This window comes from Hymenobacter sp. YC55, assembly GCF_029433095.1.
In the GTDB taxonomy this organism is placed as follows: Bacteria; Bacteroidota; Bacteroidia; order Cytophagales; family Hymenobacteraceae; genus Hymenobacter.
The window spans coordinates 316948-329952 of record NZ_JARNTX010000001.1 but is presented as its reverse complement, the minus strand read 5'-3'; the positions used below and the strand labels follow the sequence as shown (position 1 = coordinate 329952).

The 13005-nt window shown below is 54.9% G+C and carries 12 protein-coding genes; 7 read left to right on the top strand and 5 right to left on the bottom strand.

What is annotated here, in order from left to right; genetic code table 11:
- Positions 1-38 precede the first annotated feature (38 nt).
- The 4 genes from P1X16_RS01510 to P1X16_RS01495 all read left to right on the top strand — a co-directional run bounded on the left by P1X16_RS01510 (position 39) and on the right by P1X16_RS01495 (position 5492).
- Positions 39-3140, top strand: coding sequence for a DUF6493 family protein (locus P1X16_RS01510; RefSeq protein WP_277225740.1), 3102 nt, complete (start codon positions 39-41; stop codon positions 3138-3140).
- Positions 3141-3233: 93 nt separating this feature from the next.
- Positions 3234-4151 carry an alpha/beta hydrolase gene (locus tag P1X16_RS01505; protein ID WP_277225739.1) on the top strand — a complete coding sequence of 306 codons (918 nt, stop codon included), beginning with the start codon at positions 3234-3236 and terminating at the stop codon, positions 4149-4151.
- A gap of 223 nt (positions 4152-4374) precedes the next feature.
- Complete coding sequence (locus P1X16_RS01500; protein ID WP_277225738.1) at positions 4375-4947, top strand: glycine zipper domain-containing protein; 573 nt, start codon at positions 4375-4377, stop codon at positions 4945-4947.
- Positions 4948-5030: 83 nt separating this feature from the next.
- A complete protein-coding gene (locus tag P1X16_RS01495) occupies positions 5031-5492 on the top strand; it encodes a DUF4440 domain-containing protein (protein WP_277225737.1) in 462 nt (153 codons plus the stop codon).
- Positions 5493-5496: 4 nt separating this feature from the next.
- Here the strand turns inward: P1X16_RS01495 and P1X16_RS01490 are convergent, their stop codons facing one another.
- From P1X16_RS01490 to P1X16_RS01475, 4 genes are all read right to left on the bottom strand, one after another.
- Positions 5497-5691 (bottom strand): hypothetical protein, encoded by a 195-nt coding sequence (locus tag P1X16_RS01490; protein WP_277225736.1) that lies wholly within the window; start codon positions 5689-5691, stop codon positions 5497-5499.
- Between the two features lie 241 nt (positions 5692-5932).
- A complete protein-coding gene (locus tag P1X16_RS01485; protein ID WP_277225735.1) occupies positions 5933-6346 on the bottom strand; it encodes a DUF779 domain-containing protein in 414 nt (137 codons plus the stop codon).
- Between the two features lie 71 nt (positions 6347-6417).
- Complete coding sequence (locus tag P1X16_RS01480; RefSeq protein ID WP_277225733.1) at positions 6418-6792, bottom strand: hypothetical protein; 375 nt, start codon at positions 6790-6792, stop codon at positions 6418-6420.
- Positions 6793-7000: 208 nt separating this feature from the next.
- Positions 7001-8527: an aldehyde dehydrogenase family protein gene (locus P1X16_RS01475; protein ID WP_277225732.1), complete on the bottom strand. Its 1527-nt coding sequence runs from the start codon at positions 8525-8527 to the stop codon at positions 7001-7003.
- A 250-nt stretch (positions 8528-8777) separates the two neighbouring features.
- On the opposite strand from P1X16_RS01475, the gene P1X16_RS01470 reads away from it, so the two are divergent.
- The 3 genes from P1X16_RS01470 (at position 8778) to P1X16_RS01460 (ending at position 11882) form a co-directional block, all read left to right on the top strand.
- Positions 8778-9698: an AraC family transcriptional regulator gene (locus P1X16_RS01470; protein WP_277225730.1), complete on the top strand. Its 921-nt coding sequence runs from the start codon at positions 8778-8780 to the stop codon at positions 9696-9698.
- 53 nt (positions 9699-9751) lie between these two features.
- Positions 9752-10339, top strand: coding sequence for a DUF416 family protein (locus tag P1X16_RS01465; RefSeq protein WP_277225728.1), 588 nt, complete (start codon positions 9752-9754; stop codon positions 10337-10339).
- Between the two features lie 292 nt (positions 10340-10631).
- Positions 10632-11882, top strand: coding sequence for an MFS transporter (locus P1X16_RS01460; protein WP_277225727.1), 1251 nt, complete (start codon positions 10632-10634; stop codon positions 11880-11882).
- 72 nt (positions 11883-11954) lie between these two features.
- On the opposite strand, the gene rfbD is transcribed toward P1X16_RS01460, so the two are convergent.
- The gene (gene rfbD, locus P1X16_RS01455) at positions 11955-12806 is read right to left on the bottom strand and encodes a dTDP-4-dehydrorhamnose reductase (RefSeq protein ID WP_277225725.1); all 852 of its coding nucleotides are present in this window, start codon (positions 12804-12806) and stop codon (positions 11955-11957) included.
- Positions 12807-13005 lie beyond the last annotated feature (199 nt).

Here is a 13005-nt window from a genome sequence, read left to right as displayed (position 1 = left end):
CTGATTTCTCTATTCCTCGTTATTCAACCGTCAATTCCATGGCTAATACCGCCGTCGACACATTCGAGCACATTATCCGTCACAAAAGCGCTGCTGAGCTAGTTAATTTTTTACTGGAGCTACCTAAAACCGAGATAGTAGCCGTCCGAAAAAAAGCTAAAAGCTTGAAAAGAGAGTTAGACCAATTTCAACAGCTCACATCGGGCAGCTGGGGCACCGTTGGCACGCCTGAACAACAAATGATGCTGCAGCTAACGGGCTTGAAAACGTATTCTCGCAAGGAAGCCTTCAGCCCAAGTTTTCAGATAAGCCAGCTAAGCAGCAAGCACATGCCGTTCTTCTGGACGGTGCTTGAGCACGCGCGGCCCGATTGGTTAGGCGACTTTTTAGTGCAAGCGTCGGAGCGTAACCCCTGGAGCCGACCAGACTACGCGTTTCTGCGCGAATTGGAGAATCGGCAACTGCTTGCTTACAATCCCCGGCTGTTTGCTACTGCTTTGCCAGGTTTGCTGCATGTGCTAGCCACCGAGCTGAGCGATATGAACCCGGTTCCGGCAGATGCCTTGGAGGTTATAGCGCAAAAGCTACAAGCCGATACCATGTTAGCCGACCGGGACTTGCCGTTGATCTTCGACTTCGACACCACTATTGATGGGGTATATGCCCATGTGCAGCCGAGAATGACCATTGGAAAGTGGAAACTGGCAGCGCCGATGAACTGGCAAACCTGGAATAAAGCGTACCCACCGCAAGTGGTGCATTGGCTAGATCTTTTGCTGAAGTTAGTTGCTTCCAACCACCTCGACCGCGCCGACTTGCTCACGCGCAGCCTGCTGGCACTACGCCGCGACTTCCGGCGCCCACTCCTGACCTGGTTCAAGAACTTGTTTGTGACCTTGAAACCGACAAAAGCTGAACGGCTGTCGCGGCAAAGCGAGCTAGTGGAGTTACTGGCGCATCCGCTGCCGCAAGTGGTCAACTTCGCCCTCGACCAACTCAAGGACCTTTGGACAGAATCTGACTTCGAGCCGGCGCCGCTCTTGCTCTACGCCGAGGGACTCATGTTGCGCCAAGATCTGAAAACTGGCCTCCGCACGCTCCTTAGCACTTTTGAAAAACAGTTAAAACACGAGCCAACCCTTGCTCCCAACCTTGGGCAACTAGCTGCTTCTGCTCTGGCCAATGCCGATGCTGCCGTGCAAGAGCGGGCCGCTAAGTTGCTGACCAAGATTCTAGGAGCCAAAAAGCCTCTGCTAACTACCACCGAAGCAGTTGAAATCACCGACACCATTGGCCTCTACGCTGATTTGTTGGCCGCGGCACCTCGCACTTTACTTGTTCCCTTTTTGCCAACCCATGCCTCGGGAACTAGCACCGATGGTGCCGGCACCAGCTATATGCCACAAACCTATTTCGTCCCGGACATTTCCGCTGCAACAGCTATAGCACCGGTGCGTGATTGGCATGAATTGCTGTTTCTGACTGCCCAAGTGCTGCAATATGACAACCCTGCGGCCTGGGAACGGTGGCTGGATGGGCTCCTGCAACTCCGGCACCAGTTTCCGGACAACTACATGCAGCAACTTCGTCCTTACTTGCAACAGGCGCTGCCTTGGGTTCTCAAAGACAGAACCGAGGAAGAAGCTACTGCCACCCTGCTCCGCTATGACTTTCGCACCAATGGCAACGGACAGCGCGAGCTAACGCAAGCACTGCTAATTAGCTGGGCGACCGGCTTTGCGCGCCAAGCAATACCGCAAGTATCACTTACCGACCACCAATACAACAGTCCCGATCCGCTGCTACGGGTGGAGCAGCAGCGGCTATCAGCAGTGGAAAATCAGCTGCGGACCGTTGCTAAACCCTTGCTTCAACTTAGTACGCCTAGCCACGCCCCCTTTTGGGTAGCGCCTTCGGTGCTGGTGCAGAAGCTACTCAGCTACCAAGCAGCAGACCAGACGCCTGATTCCGCCGACTTAACCTTGGCGCTGGCTCGCACTGCCTTCCGCGCAGAAGCCGATGCTGCCGTGGCCCGGCAGCAGCTACCGCAGCTCCAGCACGCAGGGCTGCGCGAATTGCTGCAATGGTTTCTGGCGCCGGCCTCGGAACTTGCCCCCCTTCCAGCCTTCTCTACCAACAGATCGTTAGTGAAGGTTTTCACGGAACGGCTCAGCAGGCTTATACCTTTTCGGCCGAGCAGCGCGCCCATTCCCTTGCTTGAGGCACTGCCTTGGCTGTGGGCAGTGGCCGCGCGCACCCGCCACCCCTACGCGCCACTGGAAGAGCTACGCCCGCTGGCCGATTATCCGGGGCTGGCGGCACCTTGGCAGCCAGGTTGGGGGTTCAAGCAGAAGTCGCACACGTTTTGGCAAACTTGGAATACGGAGCAACCCAAGGTGACGCAACTGTGGCAGGAGTTATGTGTGCCCACTCTTCACGAAGGCGAGATGCCCCCTTCGCCTTTGCTCTTGTATTCTTTGCACGCACAGCTTAAGCAAAAAGAACACTACAATATCTGGGCGCTAGAGCCTGATTTGCCGTTTTTGCTTTCGATGCTGCCCAACAACCCCGATCCGCTGTACTGGCACGTACTGCGCACCGCCTGCCGCACCGATGGTCAGGAGGGGCGGGGCATTATGCAACAAGTGTTGAACTCGCTGCTCGGTGCCGGCCCGTGCTTCAACGAAATTACTTCCGCGCTGCTTGCCATTGGCCTCACGCACCAAGCGCCCCTATGCAGGGCGCTTGCGCTGGAAGTGTTGCTGTCGGCGGTGCCGACGGGCCGCTTGGTGCCTACGGTTCTGGGAGCGGCACTAGGCAAACTGCTCGCCGCCGAGTTTGTGCCCATACAGCGCCTAACCGACACGCTAGCGCAGGCCCGTGCGGTTAGTTCCGCCACCGATGATGCCCTGCGTCAGATACTGGACACTGTGCTACCGTACTTGCCCACCACGCCGCTTCGCAACACTCGCAAGCTCATCGAAGCTTACGCTGATGTGCAAGGCCGCACCCGGCGGACAGTGCCGGATGAAGTGCAAGCCCAGATGCAGGAGTGGAGTCGGTCTTCCACGCTGAAAAAAGCAGCTGGCAGCTTGGTGCACCACCAAGTACAGGAAGGTATTGTGTTAGCTGATCACTAAAATTGCCACCTTACGTAGGCAAGCACGGTATTTCACATTTTCACCGCCGCCTCTTACGGCTAGCTCTTCCTCTCTGCACCCTGGTTTCACTCTATGAAAAAGCTTCTGCTAACCCTTGCCTTTGGCGCTTGTTCGCACCTGTTACTAGCGCAGCAGGTTATTTCGGTGTACTCCGTTACTATTCCCAACTCCAAGCCGAGCGACGTGAAGGAAACAACGGTGACGGAGGCAAACGGTGGCATCCGGGTTTCCAACGTCATCCAGCCTACGCTAACCGTCTACAAGCCGGCCAAGGAGAAAGCCAATGGCACCGCCGTTATTATTTGTCCGGGGGGTGGCTACGCCCGACTAGCAATTGACCACGAAGGATTCGACGTGGCCAAACGCCTGAACGAAATGGGCGTTACGGCCTTCGTGCTCAAGTATCGTTTGCCCAACGACCAAAGCCAGCCCGACAAAAGCATTGCTCCGCTACTCGATGCGCAACAATCCATCAGGCTGGTACGGCAGCGGGCGGCGGAATTTGGGGTGAATCCGGCGCGCATTGGCATCATGGGTTTTTCTGCGGGAGGGCACTTAGCTTCTACGGCGGGCACGCACTTCGCCAAGCCCGTCGGCCAAGACCCAACCAACACCTCCGTCCGACCTGATTTTTTGATGCTGATCTACCCTGTTATCAGCTTCTCTGACAGCCTGATGCATGGTGGCTCTCGCACCAATTTGATAGGCAAAACTCCGACGCCCGACCAAATTAAACTGTATTCCAACGACCAGCAGGTAACCGCTCAAACTCCTCCTACCTTTCTCGTGCACGCCGCTGATGACAAGACGGTTAAAGTGCAGAACAGCTTACGTTTTTATGAAGCATGCCTGCACCACGGCGTACCGGTTGAGATGCACCTCTACCCCAAAGGTGGCCACGGCTTCGGGATGAACAACAAAACCACCAACGACAAATGGGTGGAGCGCTTGCAAAACTGGTTTGACGCCAACGGTTGGCTGGTAAAGTAGACTTAGCAGCAATATTTTTTTCTTGCAGACAGAGCCCCTGAGACGAACTCTCAGGGGCTCTGTTGTTTACGAATTTTACCACCTATTCATGCTATAGTTATTATATCTCGAAATCGTATAGTTTATCTCAACAATACAAGCTCGTCCGGCGTAATGGCACGGTGCTTGTAAACTTCCCTCTCAAGTGAGTGAAAGTTTCTTACCCATTCTAAATCAATTCGCCATGAAAAAGGTCAGTTTGCTTCTCGCCTTAGTTCTGATTTTCGCTTCTGTTTTCAGCTTCAATACGCAAGCTCAAAACCGCATAAGCTCGCACGCTAAAGGTGCTGTTATTGGGGGCTTGGGTGGCGCCGCTGCTGGCGCCATCATCAACAAGCGCAACCGCGTAGTGGGCGGTGTAGTAGGTGGCGCTGCTGGTGCCGGCCTCGGGTACGCCATCGGTAAAAACGCCGACAACAAGCGCAAGGCCGAAGCGGCCCGCGTGGCCGCTGCCAACCGCGCCGAAGCCAACCGAGTAGCCGCCGCTCGTCGGGCCGAAGCACAGCGCGTTGCTGCTTACAATTCCGGCCTAGAGAAAGGCGCTGCTTTGGCTGCCAATAAGCCTTCGGCAACTCCCGCTGGCGCTGCGGCCCTTGCTGCCGGTACTAGCGCTGGCGTGATGTACACGCTGAATTCTAGCGCCAACCAGGCTGCCTTTGCTCCCGCTGCTTCGGGCTCGTCTTACTTGCCCAACGCGTCGTACGGCGACCGTACGTCGGCTTATCCTAGCTCGGAAGTTCGTAGAAAGAGCTGGTAGTTTCTTATTGCACTTGCACTCGAAAACCCGAGCCTTTGGGCTTGGGTTTTTTCATCCTCCTTCCCTACCAAACCCTCAACCACATGAAACTCTATTTCGGCTGGCTGCTCGCAGCGGCTTCTCTCGCGTCTTGCTCAACTGATAAAAAGCCAGCAGAAGCGGTAAACGTCCAGACACTCAACCAACAATTTATCGGCGCCTGGAACAGCAGAAATACCGCTCAGCTAGACACCTTACTGGCCGACGACATTCAGTACTCACAAGGCGAAACACACTTCAAAGGCAAATCGGAAGTATCCGACAAGTGGGTACGTGCCACGCTCGGCACCATCACCGACCTGAAAACCTACGCCACCAGTTCCGGCGCCGACACTCAAATAGCCTACGAAGCAGGTACCTTTTCTACGGAAGTAGTGCCCGAAGGCCCCAACTCGCCCCGCGGCGAGGGCGAAGGCAACTACATCCTGCTTTGGAAGAAAAACGCCAAGAACGCCTGGAAGCTTAGCTACGTGCAGCTCGAAGGCTTGCCGGTACGCGTGAAGTAGCAGCTTATTCGGTCTGTTGCAGTAAGTAAACTAGCGTCCCAGATGGCACTGCTTCTATTCCTTCTTCCACTAGTAGCAAAGCCGGTACTTCCACAGCCGTAGCGCCGAGCTCCTCAACGGGGCGGGATATGGCTTCGACACTAGCAATGGCTTGCATTTCGGCGCCGTCTGGAAGCACTAGCTGTATAAGACAAGGCATGTATAACTCGAAGCTTTGAAGAAGCGGGGTAGTATGCTGCGCTATCAGCAATACACCCAAGCCTGTTAGGTTTACGCTCTTCTCCACTTGCATCAATAGCTCCTTACTCATACGTCCTATACGTTGAAAAGCCCCCGGCAACTAGTTGCCGGGGGCTTTTGCATTTATTAAACAGCTTTTTAGGACAGGTTCAAAGACTTTAAGAGCATAGGATGCAGGCAAAGTATACCGCTCCGAGTAGCTAGGATGCTTCAGTAGGTCGGGTCAGGTATTCTTCGCCGTCGTAGATAGTAGCTAAATTGCTGGCCTCCTCTTCCGTAAATAGCCGGGAGCGAATCAGGAACCGGATGCCGAGCGGAATTTCCAGGGAAAAGCTGGCGCCGCGGCCTTTTGTAACATCGACGGTTAGTTGGGTGTGTTTCCAGTATTCGAACTGGTTGGCACTCATGAAGAAATCGCAGCCATGAATCTGGCCGAGCCAAATGTCGTTGGTGCCCACCCGAAACTCGCCGGCGGCGAAGCACATGGGCGAAGAACCGTCGCAACAACCGCCGCTTTGGTGAAACATGAGAGGGCCGTGCTCGTCGCGCAATAGGTCGATGGTGGCTTCGGCGGCGGGGGTGACCAGCACGCGGGGAGTAGGTTCGGGGAGCATAGGGGTGGAACTAATTGGGAATTGGGAACTTGCAGAACAGTCAGCGCTGGCCAGAGCAATGACCAACGAGTTTACTTTTGATTGTATGGGGCAACTACTCCTTTGCGGACGTAGGTGTATACAGTGCCGGATTGCAAATTCTGCACGCGCACAAAACCCTGTTTGTACGCCTTCATGTTGTAGCGAACTTGATGCTTGGAATCGTAGAGAATTTGCCATTCTCCCTCTTTCGTCATCATACCACCGTAGCCGTCTCTAGGAACAGTTGGCATTGGAACAGGAACAGTCTGGTTTCCCTCTAATCTTGAAGGATTCATCTCCTCCGTTTTTTGGAGCGACCAATCTGGATTCTTTTGGCCAGGCACGGGCAGTTTCTGAGCATGGGCCGAAGTAGCAGCAAACCACACTATCCCAACAACAAGCATTACTTTACATGAACCAGGCATGATCATCAGCTAGTTAAGTACATGAGTTGATAAGGACGAGTGTTCGTCGTTGAGCGTTGCGCAAGTCTCAATAAGGGAAAAATAGCTAGCAACAAAACGCAGAAAGCCGTCATGTTGGGCTTGCCGAAGCCTCCTGCTAGCGTAGTACATCCACACTAGCAAAATGCTTCGGCAAGCTCAGCATGACGGCTTTCTGCGTTTTACTGGCTTAGAAGAAACCGAGCTTCTGCTGGCTGTAAGAAATCAGCATGTTCTTGTTCTGGCGGTAGTGGCTGAGCATCATCTTGTGGTTCTCACGCCCAAAGCCCGATGATTTGTAGCCGCCAAATGGAGCGCCGGCCGGATAATCGTGGTAGCAATTCACCCACACACGGCCGGCCTGAATGGCGCGGGGCACTTCATACAATTCGTGCGCGTCGCGGGTCCAGACGCCGGCACCGAGGCCGTAGAGGGTGTCGTTGGCTATTTCGAGGGCTTCTTCTACCGTTTTGAAGGTGGTTACGGACACTACCGGGCCGAAAATTTCTTCCTGGAAGATGCGCATCTTGTTGTGGCCGCGGAACACCGTGGGCTGGATATAGTAGCCTTCGGCCAGCGCGCCGTCTTCCTGCTGGTACGCGTCGCCACCGGTCAGCACTTCGGCTCCTTCGGCCTTGCCGATTTCCAGATAGCTCAGGATCTTCTCGAACTGGTCGTTGCTGGCTTGGGCGCCCATCATGGTTTCCATGTCGAGCGGGTTGCCCAGCTTGATGGCCTTCACGCGCTCAATCACGCGGGCAATAAACTCGTCGTAAATGTCCTCCTGGATCAGCATTCGCGACGGGCAGGTGCAGATTTCGCCTTGGTTGAGGGCAAACATCACGGCCCCTTCAATGGCTTTGTCGAGGAAGTCGTCGTCGGCATCCATCACGCTCTTGAAGAAGATGTTCGGCGACTTACCGCCCAACTCCATCGTTACGGGAATGATGTTTTCGGAGGCGTACTGCATGATAAGGCGGCCCGTAGTGGTTTCGCCCGTGAACGAGACCTTCTGAATGCGCGGCGACGAAGCCAGCGGCTTACCGGCTTCCAGCCCGAAACCGTTTACTACGTTGACCACGCCCGCGGGCAGAATGTCTTGCAACAGCTCCATGAGCACCATGATAGAGGCAGGGGTTTGCTCGGCGGGCTTCATCACCACGCAGCAGCCCGCGGCCAGCGCGGGTGCCAGCTTCCAGGTGGCCATCAGCAACGGGAAGTTCCAGGGGATAATCTGGCCCACCACGCCCAGCGGCTCGTTGATGTTCATTGAAACAGTGGCCGAATTCAATTCGGTCACGTTGCCTTCCTCGGCCCGTATTACGCTGGCGAAGTAGCGGAAGTGGTCGACTACCAGCGGCAGGTCGGCGAGGGTAGTTTCACGGATGGGCTTGCCGTTTTCTACGCACTCCACGGCGGCTAAGTGCGGCAAGTTTTCCTCGATGATATTGGCTATCTTATTGAGCATGTTGCTTCGCTCGGTGGCCGAGGTTTTGCCCCAGGTTTTGAAGGCCTCATGCGCCGCGTCGAGAGCCAGCTCAATGTCTTCTTTGGTGCTACGGGCTACCTTGCAAAACGCCTTGCCATCAATAGGCGACGGGTTTTCAAAGTACTGCCCTTTCACTGGAGCTACCCATTTGCCGCCAATGAAGTTGTCGTAGTGCGATTTGAATTGGGGCCGGGCAACGAGGGTGGTGGGTTTTTCTAAGGTTTCCATCAGCGCTAAATTGAGGTGAGATTTAGATACCCCAAGCTAGGTTTACCTCCGCTGAAACAGTTGTAGTATTCTCTCAGAAAAGAAACCTATCATCTCATAATGTAAGCACTCACTCACCCACTTGAACTTCTTTTTATTAGCAGTAACTTACTTAGTGTTGTGTAGTCTACTATGGTTTCCTATCATCGTACTTGTTGCTAGTTTTTGCTGCTAGATTACAACTTGCCCCACCCCTTTTGCCTGTTCGCTTATGCCTCACCTACCCGCTCCTATTGCCCTCCGTCAGGCTGACCAGCTTACCACGCTCGTTGAAAACCGGACGGTATACGCCCTAGACGCTTTCGAGCTGAACGTATTTGAGACGCACCGCACCGCCCACCAGATACCGCTCAGCATGGGCAACCTGGTGCTGACAACCATGCTGCGGGGCAAGAAGGTGATGCACTTGGCTGGCCGCCCGGCCTTCGAGTACCTGCCCGGCGAATCGGTTATCGTGGACCAAAACGCAACCATGCTCATCGACTTCCCGGAAGCTGACCAAGCAAACCCGACGCAGTGCCTGGCCGTGGCCATCCCCACCGATACCATCCGCCAGACCGTTGATTTGCTCAACGAGCAGCATCCCCGAGCCGAAGAACATTTGCCCTGGCAGCTCGACACCCACGACTTCGCCCATTTTCAGAACACGCCCGAGCTGACCTCTACGCTCGAGCGCCTTGTGCAGCTCTCCCGCGACACCGGCCGCATCAAGGATGTGCTGGCCACCTTTACCATTCAGGAAATGCTGGTGCGCTTGATGCAGACGCAAGCTCGCCAGCTTATTTTCAACAACTACACGCAGCACCTTACTTCCCACCGCTTCGCGCACGTGGTGCAATACATCAAGCAGCATCTCACCGAGCAGATTACGGTGGAAAAGCTGAGCGCCCTGGCGTGCATGAGCAAAGCCACATTTTTCCGGGTGTTCAAGCGGGAACTAGGCCTCACCCCTATCGAATACATCATTCAGGAGCGCCTTACCGAAGCCAAACGGCTGCTGCGCAATCCGCTTACTTCCGTAAGCGACGTGTGCTTTCGGGCCGGTTTCAACAACACGGCGTATTTCCAAAAGCTGTTCAAGCAATATGAAGGCATAACCCCCGGCCTCTACAAAAAGCAGCACGCGGTGTAGGCAGTCTTTTGCACAGCAATTAATTTTCGGGATTAATTGGTGTATTTGCAGACTTGCTAGACCTTTCGCCCCCGTCACAGTTATCAGCTCGCCATAGAACCATCATGGCGGCGCTTACCTGCGAGAAGATGCAGGTGCTATACGAGGCTTTCTGCGAGCTGGAAGAATGGGGCGACCCTGCTTTGTATCAGCAAGGTATCGATGCCTTGTACAGCTTCGGACTAGATGATTCCACTGCGGCAGCGGTCCACTACCTAGCTAACACGCAGCACCTATCCCCCGACCTCGACGATTTCACAACTCCTCTGGCCTCCTACGCCCTCGACGCGAGTAGTGCCCTGACGGAAGCGCTGCATTTTGTTGTGAAGCAAGAGGAAAAGTACTTCCACAATCATCTGGCAGCCGTTACGGACTGTATTGATATGTTCGTGCAGATGTACCTGGACTTAAATCCGAACCGGCCGGATCTAGATGAAATCATCAGGGCCGATGAGTATATGCAGCAAGAGCACGAGCGGCGCAAAAGGCTGTATACCGCCTTGCAAAACATCACCCATATAACGCCTACCGTGCTTGTCACGCTGCGGAATCTCAACGGTACCGAGCCGATTGTAGGCCTAGACCGGCTGGCCGGGCTGTAACTCTTGCGCCTAGGTTTACTAAGCTGTCGACTTAGAAATCAGTCTAAGGAGCCATCCAGAGGGTGTAGCGCGAAGCCTGAGCTTCGCGCACCGCGTAAGCAAGAACGACACCGAAACAACGACATCAACCATAGATACGCGAAGCTCAGGCTTCGCGCTACATCCTGCGTTCTTTAGGCATGAATATGAAAAGGACTGTAAGTCGTCCGCAACCTTAAGGCCGACTTTGCTGTTAGGTGAGGCCGTATACTGTCCTGCCACGATACAGGATACAAGGGCGGCAACTTACCTCATGAAAGAACAAGTAGTGGCTGATCGTCAGCCCGTAGCACAGGATGCTCGTCCTGTTTCAGCTACTCCACACGCTCCGCTGGCTCCCGCTTTGGTATGGCTTATGGCCATTACCTGCGGTTTGGTGGTAGCTAATATTTATTACAACCAACCCCTGCTGGCTGAAATCGGCCGCACCTTTCAACTTTCCGAGAGTGAGGTGAGCTTGGTAGCCACTATTACGCAGGTCGGCTACACGCTTGGGCTGCTGTTTGTGGTGCCGCTCGGAGACAAACGGGAGCGGAAAAGTTTGATTTTGGCCCTGATACTAGCAGCAGCGCTGTGCATGGCCGGAGCCGCCTCGGCTCCATCGTTCGTGGTACTGGCAGCGGCAAGTTTGTGTATCGGTATTTTCTCGGCGGTACCGCAGCTGTTGATGCCCATGGCCGCCTCGCTGGCTTCCGATGAAGAACGCGGCCGCGTAGTGGGCAAGGTTATGAGTGGCTTGCTGATTGGCGTGTTGCTTTCGCGCACCATCAGTGGCTACGTGGGGGCGCACTTCGGCTGGCGCACGATGTTTTGGGCCGGAGCCGCTGTGATGGTGCTGCTCACCGGCATTCTGGCCCGGATGCTGCCGCGCAACCAGCCGAATTTCCAGGGCAGCTATGGGGGCTTGCTGAAGTCCTTGGTCACCCTCACCCGCGACTTGCCCGTACTGCGCCGCTCGGCACTGGTGGGCGCTTGCATGTTTGCCGGCTTCAGCGCTTTCTGGACCACGCTCGTGTTCTTCCTAGAAAGCGACACCTACCGTTATGGCAGCGACGTGGCCGGCTTGTTCGGCTTGATTGGGGCCAGCGGGGCGTTTGCAGCTTCGTTTGCTGGCAAGTCAGCGGACCGTAAAGGCCCTGACTTCGGCATCAACCTCGGCATTCTCATGTTTGTAGGAGCTTATGTGCTGTTGGCATTCGGCGGGCACTACTTGGTGGGGCTAGTGCTAGCCGTAATCATCCTGGATGTGGGGCAGCAGATGACGCACATTTCCAACCAAGCTCGCATTTTCAGCCTGCTTCCCGAAGCCCGAAGCCGCTTGAATACGGTGTACATGACGGCTGCCTTCTTAGGAGCTTCCTTAGGGTCGTTGTCGGGGGCGTGGGCCTGGACCCATTTCCACTGGCCCGGCGTGTGCGGCGTAGGACTGGCTTTCGGAGGAATGGCTTACCTGCTCAACCGGTTTTATGCCAGAGCTGCTCTAACTCAGGCACCTGCACTTTAGCCCATAGAAAAGTCCTTGTTCTAGTTGGAACAAGGCCTTTTTTATGCTAGTAGAGTTGCTTAGGCACTTAGTTTATAGTCGGCTCAAGCATTCTTTCAGGCTGTCGCGCCAGTGCGGAATGGCTAGGTTAAGCGTGGTTTTCACTTTCGTTTTGTCCATCACCGAGTAAGCCGGCCGCGTGGCTTTGGTGGGATACTCTTCCGTACGGATGGGCACGGTACGCACCGGCGTATTGCTTAGCTCGAAAATGGCTTGGGCGAAATCGTACCAGGAGGTCATGCCCTCGTTGCTGTAGTGGTAGATACCGTACGCCTGGCTCTGGCTCTCGATGATGGTCAGGATGCAGCCGGCCAAGTCGATGGCGTAGGTGGGAGTGCCGGCCTGGTCCCAGATAACGCGCATTTCCTCCCGCTCCCGGCCGTACTTCAGCATCGTTTTCACGAAGTTGTTGGCATATTCCGAATACAGCCAACTGGTGCGCAAGATGAAATACTGGCTGGTGTGCGCGGGTATGGCTTGCTCCCCTTCCAGCTTGGTGAGGCCGTACACGCTGATAGGGGCCGCTTCGTCGGTTTCCACTAGCGGCTTGTTGCCCGTACCCGCAAACACGAAATCGGTGGAAATGTGCACGAGTGTGGTGCCGTGCTGACCGCACAGCTGCGCCAAGTTCGCCGCACCGTCCTTGTTGACTTTGCGGGCTATTTCTAGTTCGTCTTCGGCCTTGTCCACCGCCGTATACGCAGCACAGTTGATGCAATACGCGGGCTTGTACTCAGCAAAAACAGTTTGCAGCTTGCCGGTATCTAAGATGTCGGCCTGCTCTTCGGGCAGAAAAACTATATCCGTTATGCTTCTCTCTTTTGCCACGTGCTGCAAGCACTGCCCCAGCTGACCAGACGCACCAAAAACGATTATTTTACTCATAAAAAGAAGAATGATATAGTAGACTGAGCGAGCTTTCAACATCCCTAAGGCAGGCACCCCGGATCTTTTGCGCCGCAATTTAGTCCTTTCATTCCGTCGGCAACTACCACTTGTCGAATGCGGCTTGTTTAAGAAAATTCAGATTTCTCGCCTTACTCGGAATGACAACTATGCCTTAGATAGCTGGATTGACACAGCA

Coding starts and splice junctions, on each gene's coding strand:
- P1X16_RS01510 (WP_277225740.1), top strand. CDS start 39: ATGGCTAATACCGCCGTCGACACATTCGAGCACATTATCCGTCACAAA.
- P1X16_RS01475 (WP_277225732.1), bottom strand. CDS start 8,527: ATGGAAACCTTAGAAAAACCCACCACCCTCGTTGCCCGGCCCCAATTC.
- rfbD (WP_277225725.1), bottom strand. CDS start 12,806: ATGAGTAAAATAATCGTTTTTGGTGCGTCTGGTCAGCTGGGGCAGTGC.
- P1X16_RS01480 (WP_277225733.1), bottom strand. CDS start 6,792: ATGCCTGGTTCATGTAAAGTAATGCTTGTTGTTGGGATAGTGTGGTTT.
- P1X16_RS01490 (WP_277225736.1), bottom strand. CDS start 5,691: ATGCCTTGTCTTATACAGCTAGTGCTTCCAGACGGCGCCGAAATGCAA.
- P1X16_RS01470 (WP_277225730.1), top strand. CDS start 8,778: ATGCCTCACCTACCCGCTCCTATTGCCCTCCGTCAGGCTGACCAGCTT.
- P1X16_RS01495 (WP_277225737.1), top strand. CDS start 5,031: ATGAAACTCTATTTCGGCTGGCTGCTCGCAGCGGCTTCTCTCGCGTCT.
- P1X16_RS01485 (WP_277225735.1), bottom strand. CDS start 6,346: ATGCTCCCCGAACCTACTCCCCGCGTGCTGGTCACCCCCGCCGCCGAA.
- P1X16_RS01505 (WP_277225739.1), top strand. CDS start 3,234: ATGAAAAAGCTTCTGCTAACCCTTGCCTTTGGCGCTTGTTCGCACCTG.
- P1X16_RS01500 (WP_277225738.1), top strand. CDS start 4,375: ATGAAAAAGGTCAGTTTGCTTCTCGCCTTAGTTCTGATTTTCGCTTCT.
- P1X16_RS01460 (WP_277225727.1), top strand. CDS start 10,632: ATGAAAGAACAAGTAGTGGCTGATCGTCAGCCCGTAGCACAGGATGCT.